Raw genomic sequence first — 18,449 nt, 5'->3', positions numbered from 1 at the left:
ACAAATCATAACGTAAAGAAAGTGTAAATATAGTAAATTTTTGGTAACAACATAAAAATATTAATTTAATATATATGTTTAAGTTTTTTTGAATTTAAAAATCTGATATAATTGCGACATGATAAGAATTTTACTCATAGAAGATGATGAAGCTCTTGCAAAACTCATAGCAAGAGTATTAGAAAAAGAAAATGTCCAAACTCAAATCGCACTAAATCCGCTAGATGGACTTGAGATATTAAAGAGCAATAATTACTTGCTTGACGCTATTGTACTTGATCTATCCTTGCCCGACATGGACGGGCTTGAAGTTTGCGCACTAGTTCGCAAAACACATCCTAGTTTACCCATCATTATAAGTTCAGCACGCTCGCAAACACTTGATAAAATAAAGGGTTTTGAACTAGGAGCTGATGATTATATTGCAAAACCTTATGAGCCAATCGAGCTTGTTTTTAGACTGCGGGCGATTTTGAGACGAGGGATAACTGTTGTAACTGATGATAAAATTTTTACCATAGATGTTGACAAACATATACTTTATAAAAATGGTAAAATCTTAGAGCTTCCTCTTGCAGAATATGATATATTTGCCTTTTTGTTTGAAAAAGAGGGGTTTGCCGTATCAAGAGAGGATTTGCTTTTAAGCCTAAGCTCAATAAAATTTCAAAGCGGCCTAAAAAGCATAGATGTGCTTGTAGGCAGATTACGTTCTCGTATCGGTGATAACCCTAAGGATCCACGGTTCATACACTCAGTGCGTGGTGTAGGGTATAAATTTATAAATGCTTAAAATTTCAATTATAAAACTCTTTTCACTACTATTTCTAATAACCCTGATAGTTATTAATTTGTCTTTTTTTGTAGAGTATGAACGTCGTCAAAAAGAACATATATACCAAACTTTTCAAAGGTTCATGCTTGGTACACGCATAAGAGAAAATGGTGGAATAGACATACCGGAAAGACTTGCAGAAATAGGTATAGTTTACAGTAATCTTGATAATGACGACATAAGGGCAAACGGTGATATTTTACTTTATGGGACATATTCTGACATGATTGACTATAATTCTACAATGTATTTTGTTCCACACGAAATAAATGCAACTCATATAAGTGTTCAAGATATAATGTATACAGCCGCATTTGAAACCGATGATTACAGCGAAGTATTATCAACAAAATATGTTTCTGCTTTAGAAAATACACACAAAATAGACATGTCTAGCTTTTGGACTTTGTTTTGGAGTATAAATGGTGCGAGTTTTGGTTTTTTTGTTTTACTTTTGGGTAAATTGCTTAATCTTAGAAATTTAAAAAGGCAAATTAAAGCCGCTGGTTATCATTGCCATGAATACCGGAGATGAACTAGAGCAGATAGCAGGTGCATTTAACTCAACAATGCAGAAAATTAATGACTTAAAGGAGGCCAGAGAGATATTTTTGCGAAATATCTTACATGAGTTTCGCACACCAGTAATGAAAGGCAAAATCATAGCAGGAATAAATAAAGATGACGAGTTTAGAGATGATTTAAAACAAATTTTTTCTCGCCAAGAGATTATACTAAACGAGATTGTAAAAATAGAAAAATTTAGCTCTCATGATTGGGAGCTAGAATTTAACGAATACCGAGCGATAGATTTGCTAGATCATGCCATGGATTTACTATTACGAGATGATACATGGCGTATAAAAATTTTTACAAGCGAGCAGGCAGAGATTTTTAATGTGGACTATGAGTTATTTGCGACGGCTATTAAAAATTTGCTTGATAATGCTTTAAAATACTCAAAAAATAATGTCGAGGTACAAATTTTACAAGGGACTTTTAGTATAGTAAGTGAAGGTGAACCTTTAGAGGCATCAAGGCTGGACTTTAGCCGTATATTTAACCGCAAGAGCGAAGTAGCCGGTTCCGGACTTGGACTTGGCATATATATCGCTAATCAAATTTTTATAAAACACGGCCTGGAGCTAAAATATATCCATAAAAGCAGAAAAAACATCTTTGTAATCAGTAAAAACAATAACAAATAACGAGTGTTTAAATTAATTAACTTACACGACTTAGTTTAGATGATCATCATAAACACCGCAAATAAACCTTATATATCGCTCGTTTTATCCAATTTTCATATCTTTTTATAATCTCAATACGCATTGAATTTTCAATTTTAAATACGCATACGTGATTGTTTATCATGGTATTTTCTTTATAAGTAGTTTGGGGAATTTCATGCACCACTTTAATGCCACAAGCCAAACCTTTGCTAAGCTCGCTTCTAATTTGTAAGCTCAAACCGTATAGTTTTAAAATATTTTTAATACAAACTGTAAGCATAACGGCTCATTTCTAAACAAAGAACAAATCAAAACCTTCCAACTGCCCTATATTAGATCATCCTTAGAATGCCCAGCTAAGCGTATTTATAAATTTCTTTAGCATAGAAAAATTTGGCGATATTTGATGAAATTATAACAGACATTATCACTCTAACGTGAGCTACAAAAGAGATCCAAACAGCGATCTTGGAGCATTATTTACAACATTTAACAACCATGCTTAATTGTAAGCTATATGGAATTTTCATCTTGGAGATTTGGTTTTGAAAACGGAGCAAATTTTTAACAAACTCGTTACCGGTTATTTTTAATATTAAAAATCATATAAAATAGCACTATATGTTTAAAATATATTAAATATTAATTTTTTATATTTTTTTACTTAAGTTTAATATAATCAATTGATTTTCAGAAAAAATTTACAAAAAGGAGAAAGAGATGGCATTTTCAAGACGAAGTTTCTTAAAAACATCTGCCGTTGGCGCACTAGCACTTAGTGCCAATTCCGCATTTGCTAAAGATGAAGCTGTAAAAACCATACCACACGCTTCAAATTTAGGTGCATTTTATGCAGACGTAAAAGATGGAAAAATAACAAAAATCCACTCACAACCATCAGATAAAGACCCAAAATTCCCAGGAAACGATGCCTGGATAGATAGAGTTTACTCTGATACTCGTATAAAATATCCATGCGTAAGAAAGAGCTTTTTAGAGGGCAAAAACGTACCAGAACTACGTGGCAAAGAGGAATTTGTACGCGTTAGCTGGGATGAGGCACTAAAGCTTATCCTTAAAAAACTAACAAGTGTAAAACCAGAGCAAATTTATAACGCAAGCTACAGTGGCTGGGGACACCCAGGACTTCTTCACAACTGCGGCGCAGTGGCTGGAAGATTTTTTAACACAGTTATAGGTGGCGCGGTAGGAACAGACGGCGAGTACAGCAACGGTGCTGCCGGTAAAGTAAACGCAACTATCATGGGAGATCTTGAAGTTTACTCACTTCAAACCAGCCACGAAGTAATACTTGAAAACACAAAAGTATACGTTATGTGGGGTGCGGATCTGTTTAAATGTAACCAGATAGACTACAAGATGGCAAACCGTGGCAACAACCCATATTTTGAAAAATATGAAAAATCAGACATTAAATTTATAACCATCGATCCTAAATACACTCCTATCGCAAAACGCTTTGGTGCTGAGTGGATACAGATACGTCCAAACACTGACGTAGCGATGATGCTTGGTATGTGCCACCACCTATATACAAGTGGTCAGTATGACAAGAACTTTATCGAAAAATACACTTATGGTTTTGATAAATTCCTACCTTACCTACTTGGCAAGACTGAAGATATGGTAGAAAAAACTCCAGCTTGGGCAGCTAAGATAACTGGTGTTGATGAGAAGATCATCAAAGCACTAGCTGATACATTTGTTAAAAACCGCACATTCCTAGCTGGTAACTGGGCTATGCAAAGAGCTCACCACGGCGAGCAAGCTGACTGGATGCTTATGGTTCTAGTCTCTATGATAGGTCAAGTAGATCTTCCTGGTGGTGGATTTGGCTTTTCTATGCATTATAGCGGTGGTGGTCAAGCATTTAGTGGCGCTAGACTTCCGGCTGGTTTACCACAAAGTAAAAATAAAGTAGATATAAATATACCAGCTTCACGTATCAGCGAAGCTATACTAAACCCTGGTAAAAAGATCAAATTTAAAGGTGACGAGATAACATACCAGACCTAAAAGTACTTTATATCACAGGCGCGACCCTACTAGGTCACCATCCAAATACAAATGAGCTAATCTCTGCACTTCGCACACTTGATACCGTAGTAGTTCACGAGCCATGGTGGACACCGATGGCTAAGATGGCAGATATCGTTATCCCAGCCACTACACCACTTGAGCGTGATGACATAAGCTATGGCGTCATACTCACAAGACTATGTTTATGCTATGAGAAAGGTTATAGAACCACTTTGGGAAGCTAAAAATGACTACGATGTCTTTGATGCTATGGCTAAAATGGTTGGCGAAAAAGAGCATAGGAAATTTAGCATGGGTAAAAGCAACATGGAGATCATCCAAGGCTTTTATAACAAGAGCGACTGCGTAAACGTAATGAGCTTTGATGAGTTCTGGGGAAAAGGCTATATCTACTTTGAGCCAAACAAAGATGCTTATAAATTTGTCCGCCACGCTGACTTTAGAGCTGATCCGGTAGCAAATAAACTAGCTACAGAGAGCGGAAAGATACAAATTTTCTCAGAGAAATTTGCAAGCTTTGGGCTTGATGACTTCAAAGGACATCCAACATGGTTTGAACCGGCTGAGTGGCTAGGAGATGCAGAGCTTACTAAGAAGCATCCACTTCATCTACTAAGCCCACATCCAAAGTACAGGATACACTCACAGCTTGATAACTCATTTGTTAGAAAAGCATATAAAGTAGCAAACCGCGAGCCAGTACTTATAAATGACGAAGATGCTAAAGCTTATGGCATAAAAGATGGCGATGTGGTTGAAATTTATAACGACAGAGGCGCGATACTTTGTGGTGCAGTAGTTAGCAAACACATCATGAAGGGCGTTATAAGCGTAGAAGAGGGTGCTTGGTATGATCCAGAAGATGCTAAAGCTGATAAACCAAGATGTAACGCAGGACATGTAAATATCCTAACAACATCGGTTCCGACCTCAAAAATGGCACAAGCAACATCGGTAAATACATGCTTAGCAGCCATCAAAAAAGTAGATGTAAAACCATACGCTGGCGTAAAAGCACCAGTGGTAAAAGGAGCGTAAATGAAAAAGATATTGACACTAATGGCCGTTTTATCAAGCTTTGCTTTCTCACAAACTATGTTTGTAAACGACATCAAAGCTGACCTAGTAGATCCAAAAACAAAAAAAGTAGTAGGTGAAATTTACGAAGGAACGCCCGTAAAAGTTATCAAAAAAGATGGCGATATGGCTGTGGTTGAGATAGCTGGCGAAGTAGTAAATGACAAAGAAAACATGGTGGCTCTAAAAAAAGAGCCATTTGTGACATTTTACAAGCTAAACGAAGGCAAGGCTACGCCTAAGGCTAAATTTCTAGTAAATGCTAAAAAGCTAAATAGCGACGCGATGATCGCATGGGAAGAGATAGAGTTAATGTATTATGACACATGCAGCTCATGCCACGCAGCTCACAAGTCAAAAGAGCACCTAATGGGCGAGTGGGAGGCATACATACTTGCTATGCAGACATTTGCTAAGATAAACGACGATGAAAAAGATAGAATTCTACGCTTTATGCAAGCTTTTGTTAAAGACGGCATCGTAAAAGAGTAGTATAAATTTTACCCCATCTCTTAAGGCTTGAGAGATGGGTGTTAATATTTAATAACCAGTAAGCCTTATTAAATTTAATCAAATATATCCATGCCATATATAGATGACTTTTGATTAGTTGTAATAAATTTCCTTGTAGTTCATTTTGCAAAACACCGCCACATAAATTAAATCAAATTTAGAGCTAAATTTTTTATATTAATATTAAATATTAAGATTACTAGCAATATACTTTCAAGGTATATTTTATAATATATAAAAAATATTTGGAGGACAGCATGAAAAGCTCAAGACGAGATTTTCTAAAGGTAGCGGCATTAGGTGCAGGAGCAACTCTGCTAGGAACTACAAATTTACAAGCAGATGAGAAAGAGAGGGCCTTTGTCCCAAGCAATCGCGACTACTCAAAGCAAAAAGCTCTTTTGCTATCTAGCTCAGGCTATAAAGACACGGGCTTTTTAACGCACGCGGTTGATTGGATAAATAACCTTATCATCAAACCTAATAATCTACAAAACAAAAAGATCGTATTTATCCCTTATGCAAATTTAAGAGCCGGATATGATAAATTTGAAGAAAAACTCAAAAAAGCTCTTGAGAGATTAAATTTAAATATAGTAAGCATTCATCACGCAAAAGATCCCGTTAAAGAGATAGAAAGCGCTGATTGTATCTTTGTAGGTGGCGGTAACACATTTAAGCTTGTCCACGATCTTTATGAGAACAAATTAGTAGCTCTAATAAGCCAAAAGGTCGCAAACGGCACACCTTATATCGGCTGGAGTGCAGGCGCAAATGTCGCCGGTGCATCTATGATGACAACAAACGATATGCCTATCATCGAGCCTGAGTCATTTAATACATTTAGCATCTTCCCTCATCAAATAAATCCACACTTTATCTCAGGTAAACCGGTAGGACACAACGGAGAGAGTAGAGAAGAAAGACTTGAAGAATTTCTAATAGCAAATCAAAACTCAACCGTCTATGCCTTACCTGAAGGAAGCGCCTTTTTAATAGACGGCAAAAAGGCTAAATTTATCAGTATGCAACCAGCTCCTGTAGGCTCAGCTCTTATCTTTAAATACAAAAAAGACATAGAGAAAATGGCTCCTAATACAGTATTTGAATATTAACGGGGTTAAAATTTGGCGGGGAAATCCCTGCCAAATGTCACTTTTACTTAGCAATAAATACAAATGCTATAAATTTACTAAACCATAGTCTTATTTACTATATTGCGATATAATGGTCGCAATTTCAGCACACATCGGTCTGTGCCTGACTTCGTTTTTGTATTCACTACAACTCAACTTCAATATCAACCTAGATCGTAGCTTTATTTTAAAAGATTTGTAGGTTTATAAAATTAAGGCACTTATGTCATTTTCAAATTTAGGTCTAAGCACAGAACTTCTACGTGCTATCAAAGAGGCGGGCTATACAGCTCCAACAACCATCCAAACAAAGGCGATACCGGCCGTATTAGCCAAAAAAGATGTCATGGCTAGCGCTCAAACAGGCACTGGTAAAACCGCTAGTTTTACACTCCCTATACTTGAGCACCTGCAAAATTCTCACAAAAAAGGCAAGAAAGACATAAAGGCTCTCGTCCTAGTTCCCACAAGAGAGCTTGCACTTCAAGTCGCAGCTAGTGTTGAGACTTATGGTAAATTTCTTTATTTTAAGTCAGCCGTTATCTTTGGCGGAGTTGATACATACACTCAAAAAAGAATTTTAAAAAAAGGCGTTGATATCGTGATAGCAACACCGGGAAGACTGCTAGATCTCGCATCGCAAGAGTGTGTGGATCTATCAAAAGTCGAGCACTTTGTTTTAGATGAGGCAGATAGGATGCTTGATATGGGATTTGTCCATAGCATCAAAAAAATCATCTCTTTTTTACCAAAAGATAGACAAAGTTTGATGTTTTCAGCTACTTTTTCAGCGCAGATAAAGAGCCTAGCTGATGGGCTTCTAAACTCACCAGTGCTTATAGAAGCAGAAGCTAGAAACACAACTTCACATAACGTAACGCAAAGCGTCCATCACGTAGATAAACAGAGAAAAAAAGAGCTTTTACTTCATATGCTTAACACAAATGGCTGGAGGCAAGTTTTAGTCTTTACACGCACAAAACACGGCGCAAACAAGCTTAACGAATCTCTTGTAGCAAACAATATCTCTTCAACTGCCATACATGGAAACAAGTCGCAAAGTGCAAGACTAAAAGCTCTAAAAGACTTTAAAAATGGGAACGCAAAGGTTCTTGTGGCAACAGACATATTTGCAAGAGGCATTGACATACAAGACCTTCCTTACGTCGTAAACTACGAGCTACCGGATGTTGCTGAGGACTACGTGCACAGAATAGGCAGGACCGGACGTGCGGGTAACAAGGGTGAGGCGATATCGCTGGTTTGTGTCGATGAGCACTACTATCTATCGCAGATAGAAAAGCTAATAAATCAAAAAATAAACGTGATAGAAACGGCTGGTTTTGAGGTCGATAAAAGCATAAAGCCTGAACCTATAAGGGCTAGAAGAGTCAAAACATCGGGTCAAAACAGAGGTGACGAGGTAAAATTTAAAAGCCGTGATAACCGCACAAAAACATCTAAAAAAAGAAGCTCCAATGATGCCTTATCTTATACAAACAGCACGTCAAGAGATAGCAAATTTAGATCAAACAGCTCGCACACTAGAACCAACAAACCTAGAAGCTCTAAATTTAGAAGCAGCGCTATAAACTAGATACTTAGACATACAAATCTTACAAGAAGCTTGCAAGGCAGGTATCTTAGTAAGATTTGCTATGATTTTAATTTTAAATTTTACAACAGAGCCATAAACAAGTTTAAAAATACGACCTTAAATGCCAAGATTAAAAGTCACAAATAAAATTTAGACCGTTCGAGCTACCAGCAAGATATCACTGGCATAAGGTAGTTTTGAAAAATATTTGAAATTCTGTATCTTCTGAAGTTTATGGTGTCAAGAGAGAGACTTGAACTCTCGACCTCCGGCTTATGAGACCAGCGCTCTAACCAGCTGAGCTACCTTGACAAATGATTAAAGACGAGTATTATACAACCACGAAGCTTATTTTTAAATAAATTCTATGAAGACCGCCGAAGCGGTCATACATTTAGAATTTTTTCTTTTTAACATCCTCAACTATCGCTTTTGCCATACCATCAACTTGTGAAGTTATCTCGTTTGTTTGTTGAGCAACCGATACATTTTGTTGAGTTAGACTCTCTATTTGAGCAACAGATTGGTTTATCATATTTATACCTTCACTTTGCTCTCTTATGCTTTCACTCATCTCATTGATTGATTGGGCTAATACATTTGTATTTGCTTCTATCTCACCTAGAGATTTTTGAGTTCTCTCTGCTAGCTTTCTTACTTCATCAGCAACAACAGCAAATCCACGTCCATGCTCTCCTGCACGTGCAGCTTCTATAGCGGCATTAAGTGCAAGTAAATTTGTTTGATCTGCTATATCACGGATTATAACTATGATATTTTTGATCTCTTCGCTTTGTCTCATTACATCTCTTGACTTTTGTGAGATAGCATTCATAGACGAACTCATCTCCTCGATAGCTGCAGCACTTTCTTGAAGTGAGTTTGACTGCTCGTTAGCACCGCTAGTTAGTTGCTCCATGTATGTGGCTAAATTTTTAGCTTTTTCTTCTAAAAGTTGAGCCTGAGCAAAGCTATTTTTTAGCATATTTGAAATTTCTTCGCCAAGAGCGTTTATGCCAATCGCCATTTTGCCGTTATCGTCTATTCTTGTAGTGAAATTTTGTGCTTTGAAATTTTCGAGAAGTTTGATGATATCCGTGCTATTTGCCGCGATATTTTCTTTTAGAGTTTCTTGAAGCTCTTTAAATGTATTTTTTAGCTGATTTAGCGCAGGATTTAGAGTATTTGCCTCAAGACTTGCTTTAAAATCGCCCTCTTTTATACGATGAACAAATTTTTCAGCATCTTGGATAAATTCATTTTCCGCCACCTTAGCTTCTTTGATAAGCTTCATGTTTTCATTTATCATGTCAGCCATTTCGCCAAGCTCGTTTTTAGCGTTTATATCGATACTTTTATTTGAAAAGCTTTTGTTGTTAAGATAGTCGAAAAATCCACTCAATCCATCTTTTATCGCTTCAAGCGGTCTAAGTTTTAGTTTTAAGATGTATGACATAACACCACCAACAATTATCATAAAGATAAGAGATAAAACGATTTGCTCGATCAAAAGCTTGTTTGCATTATCACTATAAACAGAAGATGGAACTACCGAGCAAACATGCCAGTCAAGCATATCCTCTTTTAGACAAACAGCGACTTTATCTTCGCCATTTTCACTAAATTTATATGTCTTTAACCCACTAAGTAAAGCCTCGTTGCTCTCGTTGAAAAAGTCTTGAAAAGCTTTGTTAAGCTCTGATTTTTTCATTAGCTCTTCTTGGTTTGGAGTGATAACAGACTGTGAATGCTTATCGATACCTAGTATATACTCGCCTTCATGTTTTTTCATACCCAAGATATCGGCACTAAGCTCATTTAGGCTGATGTTTCCAGACACAACTCCAACTATCTTACCGCCTATAACTACAGGTGAAGTTAGAGATGATACCATCGTTCCACCCGTAGCAGCTATCCTGGCATCGGTTATAACACCCTTGCCTTCTTTTAGAGTGTCTTCATACCAGTTACGTTTTCTTGGATCAAAACCGTCGCTTGGCCATTGATGAACACCGTTTGAACGTATCATCCTGCCGTTGTCATAGCCAACGTAAAGCAAAGATAAGTCGGCAACTTTTGCACTCGTTTTTAATGCGTCTATTATGCTCTCCTCACTTGGAGACTCTTGCTCAATGTATCTTTTTATCTCATTTGGCGCTTTATATTTAGCCTCCACATAGTTTTTCATGAATTTTACGGCGCTTTGAAGCGTAGCATACTGTGAAACCGATATAAGCGTATAGGCCTCCTTCTTGACGACGCTAAAATTCGTAAAGGAAAAGGCACTTAAACATATAGCCAAACAAACCGAAAGTAACACCACAACACTGCTTACTAGTTTAAAACGCATGTTATAACCTTAAAAAATAAAATTAAAATTTTAATATTCTACTATTATTGTTATTAATTTATAGTTAAGAAATATTTGTTTTTTGTTAAAATTATTTCACAAAAAACACTTGCGCCAAGCTCTTATCTTCAAACGGCATAACATTTAAAATTTCATCGCCTATTTTTACTTCATACAGCTTATCTTTAGGCGCTTTTGTATATGCAAGAGCCAGTCTAGCGGCAAATTCTTTATCGTCGTTATCGGCATTTATGCTTAAAAAGCTCCTTGCTCCTACGATGTCATCTTTCTCGTTAAATTCTATAGCGTTAAATTTATCGTTCTGGTTTTCTTCAAGAGCGTTATTATCTGCCTCATCTCGCCCGATTATAAGTTTTGCTCCGTTTTTAAGACGTAGATGTCGTCCTAATTTTAGCCAAGTAACATCTATCTTACGCATATCTTTATCAAATTTTAGATAGTCTCTTATCTTCACGGCAAAACTATCTATCGTAAGTAAACATCCACCTCCCGGCGTAGCGTAGTCTTCTATGCCCCATTGCCTGGCAAGAGCAAGCTGCGGTTTTCTATCTCGTCCACTTATGTCAAGCAGTTTCTCACGGTCTATCCAGCCTTCGCGCTCCGGTTTTGTTGGCGCTAAAAGCTTTGCACACATTGGACGCACAACCAGATCGTCGGCATCATTTGCAAGTTTTCTAACCTGCGATAAAGCCTCTCTTCTTTGACTCATAGGACGCTGTCCTAAAACCTCACCCGAGATGATAAAATCCGCATTTTCGCTTTTAAGCATATTTAAGGCTACGTAAAACATATATCCATGACAGTCTATACAGGGGTTAAATTGCTTTCCGTAGCCGTATTTTGGACTAAAAAGCACATCACGTAGGTATTCGTTTCTAATATCAACCACCTTAAAATCCGCCCCAACAAGTCTTGCTCTACGCTCTAAGACTCTAAATTTATCAGAGTCTGGTCCAAAGCCCGTATCAAAATGAAGCGCCGTTACTTTTACGCCTTGATCTGTTATAAGTTTTATAGCAAGCATGCTGTCAAGTCCGCCGCTAAATAATGCTAATGCCTTCATATTTTCCTTTTTAAATTTTGTATTATTAAAGCTATTTTTTGTAAATTTTCAAATTTGTTTTCATCTGCGGAATTTTTTATCTCGCGCTGTAAATTTTCATAAAATTTGATCTTTAGTTTATTGATCGCATCTATTAGTCCGATCTGATTTGTTATAGGCATGGCACTTTCGTCAAGCTCTATCTCGCGGATTAAGACCTCATCATCTCTTTTAAGTACCGCTTCAAACGCCTCTTTGTGATGCATGAAAAATTTAGCATCTATCGCGTCAAGCACTATCTGCTCGAAATTTGCATTTTCAAGCATGCTTTTTAATATAGAAATTTCTAAAATATCCTTATGTTTTCTTTGCGTTTGTGCTACATTTTGACGCGAAATTTGCTTATTTTGCGGCAAGATAGGCATTGTGCGTATGCCTCCTAAATTTAATGCCGTAACATCGATATTTAGCAAACTTGCAACAAGAGGTGCATAGCTTTGAGCGATGATAGCTTTTAAATTTTTAGTAAAGGATAAGATCTCGTCTAGGCACTTTTGTTTTTGCACGGGACGACTTAGATCATAGCCTTTTACGATGTATCTTATGTAAAATTCGCCAAGTTCCACACCGGAGTTAAAAAGCTCTTTAAGATACTCTATCTTTCCTGCTGCAACCATATCGGCAGGATCGGCTCCGCCTGCAATGATAACTACACTTCCGTCTATCTCGTTAAGACTTAAAAGATGAGCTGATCTAACAGCGGCATTTATACCTGCGTCATCCCCGTCAAAGCAAAGCAAAACATTAAGCTCGTCATCTCGCTTTAAAAGTGGCAGATGTTTTTCTGTTAGTGCCGTGCCAAGCACCGCTACCGAGTTATCAAAACCCGCATAATGAAGCATTATAACATCTAAATAACCTTCCGTTATGATGATCTGATGTTTTTTAGCGATATTTGCACGTGCTAGATGATAGCCGTAAAAAAGACGGGATTTATCAAAAACTTCAGACTGAGGACTGTTTATATACTTAGCCGGATGGTTTGATATGGTTCGTCCACCAAAGCCGACAAGTTTTGAGGTATGAGTATATATAGGAAAGGTGATGCGCTGTGAAAAACTAGCGTAAATTCCCCTTTCGTTTTGTTTGACTATGCCGATATTTAGAGCTTCTTTTGGCTCTATTTGTTCGTTTTGAAGCAGTCTTATAGTCTTTAAGCTCTCTCCTGCCCAACCAAGCTCAAATTTCTCTATCATCGCGTCATTTATCCCGCGTGAGTAAAGATATCTAATCGCATCTTCATTTTTATATAAATCCGCTCTATACATAGCGTTTATACTCTCTAAAATGTGCTTTTCATCTTTTAGCTTGGGCGTATCTTGAGTATAAGTAAGAGTAAAATTTGCCATACTTGCTAATTTCTCTATAGCTTCCGGATATGTTAGCTTTTCGTATTCCATAACAAATTTTATAGCGTTTCCACCGGCTTTACAAGCAAAACAATGATAAATTTGCTTAGATGGACTTATGCTCATGCTTGGATTTTTATCATCATGAAACGGACATACGCATTTAAAATTCGCACCCATTTTTTTAACAGGCACATAGTGACTTACGACATCGACGATATCGGTTACATCCAGTAATTTTTGTATGCTACTTTGCTCTATCATAAGCGAGATTATACGATAGCTTTGCTATAATGCACTTAAATTTAACTAAAAGCAAGAGCGTGGATATTTTTTTTATTGAGCATCGCGACCCGATATTTAGCCTTATCGTCCTTTTTATCATCATTTTTATGATAGCTTCTTTAAGTTATTTTTGGGGAGTTTTTTCAAGCAAAGATGAAAAGAAGCGTATAGAAAAATTTATAAGAAAATTTGAAAACCGCAGTCTAAGCGAAGAACACAAACAAATGCTTTTAAATCCCGAGATCGACGCCAGAAGTCTTAGCATTTTGGGTGGAACATTTTCTAAAAGCGGAGACTTTGAAAAAGCTATAAGCGTCTTTCTTATCGCACTTGCAAAGACAAAAAACAAAGCAGAGAAAGAATTTATCTTAAATGAGCTTGGCGAAGTATATTTTAAAGCCGGGTTCTTAAAACGCTCAGCCGACGTGTTTTTGCAGTCTTTAGAGCTAAGCCCGAGAAATCCAAACGCACTAAGATATCTAACCATGATAGATGAAAAGCTTAAAAATTACAAAGAGGCTCTTTATGCTCTAAATTCACTTGAGGAGCTTGGAGTTGAGATAAGAGCACAAAAGGCATATATCCAAGCTACTGTTGTTTTAAACGACAAAGAACTAAGTATAGAAGAAAAAAGTGATAAAATTTTAGCTTTGAGTAGGGATTTTGAGTTATTAAAACGTATGTGTATGCAGCTTTGGCTAAAAAACGGCAAAAGCTTAGAAAATTTCCCTGAATTTGCTAAACTTGACGATGTTATAGATATCATGTATAACCAAAATTTAGCCGTAAATTTAAACGACGAAGAGTATCAAGGACTATTTTATGCTAAGGGTGTTATAAACGAGCCAAGCGATATAAAAGGCTTTGAACTAAATGTTATAAAACACCTAAATGACGCTGAATTTAATAAAGCCACACTTAACTTTAACTACGTTTGCAAAAGCTGTAAGAACTCATTTCCTATGCACTTTTATCGTTGCCCGATGTGCCATGAGTTAGGAAGTGTTAAAATTTTACCTCATATCACGGAAAAGCCTGATGAAAACAGTATGCCTTTTTAGCGACGGCTCGTGTTTAAATAACCCGGGAGCCGGCGGCTGGGCGTATATACTTGAGTATGAAAGCGCAGTTAAAAAATCAAGTGGAGCGCAAGCTGATACGACAAATAACCAAATGGAGCTAAGAGCCGTTATAGAAGGTCTAAAAGCACTCAAAGAACCTTGCAATGTCAATCTCTACACCGACAGCTCATATGTCGCAAATTCCATAAACAACTGGCTTAAAGGCTGGGTAAAGAAAAATTTTAAAAATGTCAAAAACGTTCCTCTTTGGCAAGAATACATCCTTGTTTCAAAACCGCATGTGGTTAAAGCCGTGTGGGTAAAAGCACACAACGGACATCCGCAAAACGAAGAATGCGATACAATGGCAAGGGATGAAGCCATAAAAATTCAAAACAAGAGTTAATTAATGAAAAAACTTGAAAATTTACAAAAACAACTCGGATACGAGTTTAAAAATATCAAAATTCTAAATGAAGCTTTAACTCACAAAAGCACAAAAATGCCTTATAATAACGAACGCCTTGAATTCTTAGGTGATGCGGTGATGGATCTGATAGTCGGTGAGTATTTGTTTAAAAAATTTAGCAAGATCGCAGAGGGTGATATGAGTAAACTCAGAGCGGCTCTCGTTAATGAAAAAAGCTTTGCAATGATGGCAAAAGAGCTTAAAATAGGCGAATACATCAACCTCTCTTTGGCCGAAGAAAACAATGGCGGGCGCGAGAAAATCAGTCTTTTAAGCGACGCATACGAGGCAATAATGGGAGCGGTATATCTTGAAGCAGGACTTGAAAAAGTTCGCGAGATAGCCATTAATCTACTTGAAATTTGCTACCCTAAAATCGACCTTACAAATTTAGTCAAAGACTATAAAACCGCTCTTCAAGAGATCACTCAGGCAGATTTTGGAGTAACTCCCGTTTACGAACTAACAGGAAGTTCCGGTCCTGATCATAAAAAAGAATTTGAGATCGCACTTTTGTTAAACGGTAAAGAAATTTCACGTGCAACAGGCGGCTCAAAAAAAGAAGCCCAACAAACCGCAGCCAAGATCGCACTTGAAAAACTAAAAAAATAGGATAAATTTTGAATACATTCGGACAAAAACTAACGCTTACAACCTTTGGTGAAAGTCACGGAGTGGCGATCGGCGGTGTATTAGACGGTTTTCCATCTGGAGTAAAGATAGATACTGATTTCTTACAAAACGAGCTTGATAAACGTCGCCCAGGACGTAATAAATTTGCAACCGCTAGAAACGAAGCCGATAAAGTTGAAATTTTTAGCGGAGTTTTTGAGGGAGTTAGCACGGGAACTCCGATAGGTTTTGCTATATTTAATCAAAATCAAAAATCAAACGACTATGAAAATTTGCGTGAAATTTTTCGTCCCGGACATGCGGATTATACTTACTTTAAAAAATACGCCGTTCGCGACCACAGAGGTGGCGGGCGCTCAAGTGCCAGAGAAACTGCGGTGCGTGTTGTAGGTGGGGCATTTGCACAAATGATGCTTGATGAGTTTAATATAACTGTAAAAAGCGGACTTTTAAGCGTGGGCGATGTTAAAACAAATGAATTTAACTGGGAGTTAGCAAAAAATTCGGAGATTTTTTCACTTGGCAATGAAGATGCGATGAAAGAGCTTATAATGAAAGTTCGAGAAGAACACGATAGTATAGGAGCTTGCGTGCTAAGTGTAGTTAGCGGTGCTCCCACAGGACTTGGAGAGGGTTTATATGATAAGCTTGACGCAAGGCTAGCAGCAGCGATGATGGGTGTAAACGGCGTAAAAGCTATCGAGATCGGCGAGGGGATAAATGCTGCTTATCTAAAAGGCTCTCAAAACAACGACCAAATGGGCATAAACGGCTTTTATACAAACCACTCAGGCGGGATCTTGGGCGGGATGAGTAACGGCGAAGATATCATCGTTAAAAGCTATTTTAAACCGACACCGTCTATATTTAAAGCCCAAAAAACCTTAAATTTAAACGCCAAAGAGACCGAATTTGAGCTACGAGGTCGTCATGACCCTTGCATAGGAGTGCGAGGAAGTGTCGTCGCAACCGCTATGATAAGACTTGTGATAGCTGATTTTATGCTTTTAAATTTAAGCTCAAACATACAAAATATAAAGCAAATTTATAGGTAGTTTTGTCTATCTATAAATTTAAAATGTTCTTTTTATCAAACACAAAGTGCTTAAAAGCTACAATATCTCAAAAAAATTTAAAGGCACAAAATGCAAGTAACACTTCTAAATTTCACTCCGCTAAACATCTGCTCACATGCAATACGCACGTGTTGGCAAAGCTTTGAAAAGAGCGATAACGGTGGTGAAAAAGATATCGAGCTGATCGACCGCGTGGGAAATAAATTTAAACACGCAAGCACGTTAGAACATTTATACTATAACTTTTACATACAAGGCATTTCACGTGCGCTTTTGCAAGAGCTTGCACGCCATCGTATCGCAAGTCTAAGCGTCAAGTCAACTCGTTACACGCTAAAAGAGCTTAAAAAAGAGAATGAATTTAAGACCGGTGACTTTGAAAACGCAAGCCGGTATATCGTGCTAACAGGTAATGAGTTAATCGACAACGCAAGCATAAAGGCGCTTGAAAATTTGCGCGAAATTCTAGCTACGACTACAACAAGTATCGATATTGTAAAATACTGCTTGCCGGAATGCTATAAAACCGAGCTAACTTGGAGCGTGAACGCCAGAAGCTTGCAAAATTTCATCTCTTTGCGAAGCTCTAAATCCGCCCTTTGGGAGATAAGAGATTTAGCAAATGCGATTTACAACGCCATACCGCAAGAGCATAAATTTATTTATGAGAATTGTATAAATAAAGAGTAGTGTTTAAAAAGCTGCTAAAATCAGCTTAGCAGCTTTTCTTGCACTTTATTTTTCGCTCCGACCGCTTACCTATTATCCCCTTTTACCGTTTTTAGTATCGCTGACATATCCTCTTTACCAAGTCCCTCATTTTTAGCTTGTAGATACGCCTTGTTTGAAATTTCACTTAGTGGTAAATTTAAGCCTTGTTCGTCCATCATCTGTTTTAGTAGTCCAAGGTCTTTTGACATAAGCTCTAGCGCAAAGGCACTTGGAAAATTTTCTGTCGCAAATAGCTCTCTTTTAAAGCCAAAAAGAGGGGTATTCATAGCAGACATCCCTATCATATCAAGCACTTTTTCTTTTTCGAGCCCTAGTTTTGCAGCAAAAGTTATCGACTCCGCCATCGCCTGCGTAAAGACTCCAAGTAGCATATTTATAGATAACTTTGCCACCGCTGCTTTTGGACTATCTCTAAAGTCGATGCTAGCCTTTGATAAAGCCTTGAAATATGGCGCGCAAAGCTCTTTTGCCCTGCTTTCGCCACTAACCAAAACAAGTAGAGTCTTAGACACGGCAGCACCCACCGAGCCTGAAACGGGAGCGTCTATATACTCACACCCCTTTTGCTTTACTAATGAGTGAAATTCCTGTGCTTCTAGCGGTGAGATAGTGCTCATATTTACGATGATTTGCCCACTACTAAGAGCGTCTAGCACTCCATCTTTTGAGGTTAAAATTTCTCTTATAGCATTACCGTCTGATAGCATGATAAATATAAATTTTGAGTTTTGGGTTAGCTCTTTTATACTTTTATATGCTTTCGCACCTAAATTTTCTAGTTCCTGTGTTTTTGAGGCGGTTCTGTTATACACACAAAGTTCAAAGCCCGCGTTTATAAGGTTACTAGCCATCGGCTTACCCATCGCACCTAAGCCTATCCAGCCTATTTTCATCATTTTCTCCTTTATTTAAAAGAATTA

General features: G+C 37.5%; 16 protein-coding genes, 1 tRNA gene and 2 pseudogenes. 12 read left to right on the top strand and 7 right to left on the bottom strand.

Annotation, left to right across the window (positions count from 1 at the left end):
• The first annotated feature begins 118 nt into the window (after positions 1-118).
• The 3 genes from CCAL9328_RS09630 to CCAL9328_RS09620 all read left to right on the top strand — a co-directional run bounded on the left by CCAL9328_RS09630 (position 119) and on the right by CCAL9328_RS09620 (position 2,043).
• A complete protein-coding gene (locus CCAL9328_RS09630; protein ID WP_170000530.1) occupies positions 119-793 on the top strand; it encodes a response regulator transcription factor in 675 nt (224 codons plus the stop codon).
• A 124-nt stretch (positions 794-917) separates the two neighbouring features.
• Positions 918-1,370: a hypothetical protein gene (locus CCAL9328_RS09625; protein WP_170000529.1), complete on the top strand. Its 453-nt coding sequence runs from the start codon at positions 918-920 to the stop codon at positions 1,368-1,370.
• Complete coding sequence (locus CCAL9328_RS09620) at positions 1,354-2,043, top strand: ArsS family sensor histidine kinase (RefSeq protein ID WP_170000528.1); 690 nt, start codon at positions 1,354-1,356, stop codon at positions 2,041-2,043. Before CCAL9328_RS09625 ends, CCAL9328_RS09620 begins: the two co-directional genes overlap by 17 nt.
• Positions 2,044-2,089: 46 nt before the next feature.
• Here CCAL9328_RS09620 and CCAL9328_RS09615 read toward each other — a convergent pair whose 3' ends face one another.
• Positions 2,090-2,347 (bottom strand): hypothetical protein, encoded by a 258-nt coding sequence (locus CCAL9328_RS09615; RefSeq protein WP_170000527.1) that lies wholly within the window; start codon positions 2,345-2,347, stop codon positions 2,090-2,092.
• Positions 2,348-2,787: 440 nt separating this feature from the next.
• On the opposite strand from CCAL9328_RS09615, the pseudogene CCAL9328_RS09610 reads away from it, so the two are divergent.
• The 4 genes and pseudogenes from CCAL9328_RS09610 to CCAL9328_RS09595 all read left to right on the top strand — a co-directional run bounded on the left by CCAL9328_RS09610 (position 2,788) and on the right by CCAL9328_RS09595 (position 8,451).
• Positions 2,788-5,166 (top strand): annotated as a pseudogene (locus tag CCAL9328_RS09610) (molybdopterin-dependent oxidoreductase).
• Complete coding sequence (locus CCAL9328_RS09605; RefSeq protein ID WP_170000526.1) at positions 5,167-5,697, top strand: hypothetical protein; 531 nt, start codon at positions 5,167-5,169, stop codon at positions 5,695-5,697.
• Positions 5,698-5,975: 278 nt separating this feature from the next.
• On the top strand, positions 5,976-6,833 hold the full coding sequence (gene pepE, locus CCAL9328_RS09600; RefSeq protein ID WP_170000525.1) for a dipeptidase PepE: 858 nt from the start codon (positions 5,976-5,978) through the stop codon (positions 6,831-6,833).
• Positions 6,834-7,077: 244 nt separating this feature from the next.
• Complete coding sequence (locus tag CCAL9328_RS09595; protein ID WP_170000524.1) at positions 7,078-8,451, top strand: DEAD/DEAH box helicase; 1,374 nt, start codon at positions 7,078-7,080, stop codon at positions 8,449-8,451.
• A gap of 235 nt (positions 8,452-8,686) precedes the next feature.
• On the opposite strand, the gene CCAL9328_RS09590 is transcribed toward CCAL9328_RS09595, so the two are convergent.
• From CCAL9328_RS09590 to dnaG, 5 genes and pseudogenes are all read right to left on the bottom strand, one after another.
• A tRNA-Met gene (locus CCAL9328_RS09590) sits at positions 8,687-8,763 on the bottom strand.
• Between the two features lie 82 nt (positions 8,764-8,845).
• A complete protein-coding gene (locus CCAL9328_RS11355) occupies positions 8,846-9,286 on the bottom strand; it encodes a methyl-accepting chemotaxis protein (protein WP_502707305.1) in 441 nt (146 codons plus the stop codon).
• Between the two features lie 708 nt (positions 9,287-9,994).
• Positions 9,995-10,801 (bottom strand): annotated as a pseudogene (locus tag CCAL9328_RS11350) (PDC sensor domain-containing protein); the annotation flags it as partial.
• A gap of 91 nt (positions 10,802-10,892) precedes the next feature.
• The gene (locus CCAL9328_RS09580; protein WP_170000522.1) at positions 10,893-11,885 is read right to left on the bottom strand and encodes an argininosuccinate synthase domain-containing protein; all 993 of its coding nucleotides are present in this window, start codon (positions 11,883-11,885) and stop codon (positions 10,893-10,895) included.
• Entirely contained in the window at positions 11,882-13,537 is a 1,656-nt protein-coding gene (gene dnaG / locus CCAL9328_RS09575; protein WP_169972331.1) for a DNA primase, read from the bottom strand. The genes CCAL9328_RS09580 and dnaG overlap by 4 nt, the downstream gene beginning before the upstream one ends.
• 59 nt (positions 13,538-13,596) lie before the next feature.
• On the opposite strand from dnaG, the gene CCAL9328_RS09570 reads away from it, so the two are divergent.
• The 5 genes from CCAL9328_RS09570 (at position 13,597) to thyX (ending at position 17,487) form a co-directional block, all read left to right on the top strand.
• Positions 13,597-14,619 carry a hypothetical protein gene (locus tag CCAL9328_RS09570; RefSeq protein ID WP_169938147.1) on the top strand — a complete coding sequence of 341 codons (1,023 nt, stop codon included), beginning with the start codon at positions 13,597-13,599 and terminating at the stop codon, positions 14,617-14,619.
• Positions 14,597-15,025: a ribonuclease HI gene (rnhA, locus tag CCAL9328_RS09565; RefSeq protein ID WP_170000521.1), complete on the top strand. Its 429-nt coding sequence runs from the start codon at positions 14,597-14,599 to the stop codon at positions 15,023-15,025. The genes CCAL9328_RS09570 and rnhA overlap by 23 nt, the downstream gene beginning before the upstream one ends.
• Positions 15,026-15,028: 3 nt before the next feature.
• Complete coding sequence (rnc, locus tag CCAL9328_RS09560) at positions 15,029-15,700, top strand: ribonuclease III (RefSeq protein ID WP_169938144.1); 672 nt, start codon at positions 15,029-15,031, stop codon at positions 15,698-15,700.
• Positions 15,701-15,708: 8 nt separating this feature from the next.
• Positions 15,709-16,776: a chorismate synthase gene (aroC, locus tag CCAL9328_RS09555; RefSeq protein ID WP_169938142.1), complete on the top strand. Its 1,068-nt coding sequence runs from the start codon at positions 15,709-15,711 to the stop codon at positions 16,774-16,776.
• Positions 16,777-16,866: 90 nt separating this feature from the next.
• A complete protein-coding gene (gene thyX / locus CCAL9328_RS09550; RefSeq protein ID WP_169938139.1) occupies positions 16,867-17,487 on the top strand; it encodes an FAD-dependent thymidylate synthase in 621 nt (206 codons plus the stop codon).
• A 65-nt stretch (positions 17,488-17,552) separates the two neighbouring features.
• Here the strand turns inward: thyX and CCAL9328_RS09545 are convergent, their stop codons facing one another.
• Entirely contained in the window at positions 17,553-18,422 is an 870-nt protein-coding gene (locus CCAL9328_RS09545; protein ID WP_169972332.1) for an NAD(P)-dependent oxidoreductase, read from the bottom strand.
• Between the last annotated feature and the right edge of the window lie 27 nt (positions 18,423-18,449).

The organism is Campylobacter sp. RM9328 (assembly GCF_012978615.1).
The sequence above is the reverse complement of the archived record's forward strand: the minus strand, read 5'-3'. Positions and strand labels throughout refer to the sequence as shown.

Excerpts from the sequence above, each read along its gene's own strand:
- CCAL9328_RS11355 (WP_502707305.1), bottom strand. The coding sequence starts at position 9,286 with ATGAATGCTATCTCACAAAAGTCAAGAGATGTAATGAGACAAAGCGAA.
- CCAL9328_RS09620 (WP_170000528.1), top strand. The coding sequence starts at position 1,354 with ATGAATACCGGAGATGAACTAGAGCAGATAGCAGGTGCATTTAACTCA.
- rnhA (WP_170000521.1), top strand. The coding sequence starts at position 14,597 with ATGAAAACAGTATGCCTTTTTAGCGACGGCTCGTGTTTAAATAACCCG.
- CCAL9328_RS09615 (WP_170000527.1), bottom strand. The coding sequence starts at position 2,347 with ATGCTTACAGTTTGTATTAAAAATATTTTAAAACTATACGGTTTGAGC.
- CCAL9328_RS09605 (WP_170000526.1), top strand. The coding sequence starts at position 5,167 with ATGAAAAAGATATTGACACTAATGGCCGTTTTATCAAGCTTTGCTTTC.
- rnc (WP_169938144.1), top strand. The coding sequence starts at position 15,029 with ATGAAAAAACTTGAAAATTTACAAAAACAACTCGGATACGAGTTTAAA.
- CCAL9328_RS09545 (WP_169972332.1), bottom strand. The coding sequence starts at position 18,422 with ATGAAAATAGGCTGGATAGGCTTAGGTGCGATGGGTAAGCCGATGGCT.
- CCAL9328_RS09630 (WP_170000530.1), top strand. The coding sequence starts at position 119 with ATGATAAGAATTTTACTCATAGAAGATGATGAAGCTCTTGCAAAACTC.
- CCAL9328_RS09580 (WP_170000522.1), bottom strand. The coding sequence starts at position 11,885 with ATGAAGGCATTAGCATTATTTAGCGGCGGACTTGACAGCATGCTTGCT.
- CCAL9328_RS09595 (WP_170000524.1), top strand. The coding sequence starts at position 7,078 with ATGTCATTTTCAAATTTAGGTCTAAGCACAGAACTTCTACGTGCTATC.
- CCAL9328_RS09625 (WP_170000529.1), top strand. The coding sequence starts at position 918 with ATGCTTGGTACACGCATAAGAGAAAATGGTGGAATAGACATACCGGAA.
- thyX (WP_169938139.1), top strand. The coding sequence starts at position 16,867 with ATGCAAGTAACACTTCTAAATTTCACTCCGCTAAACATCTGCTCACAT.
- pepE (WP_170000525.1), top strand. The coding sequence starts at position 5,976 with ATGAAAAGCTCAAGACGAGATTTTCTAAAGGTAGCGGCATTAGGTGCA.
- dnaG (WP_169972331.1), bottom strand. The coding sequence starts at position 13,537 with ATGATAGAGCAAAGTAGCATACAAAAATTACTGGATGTAACCGATATC.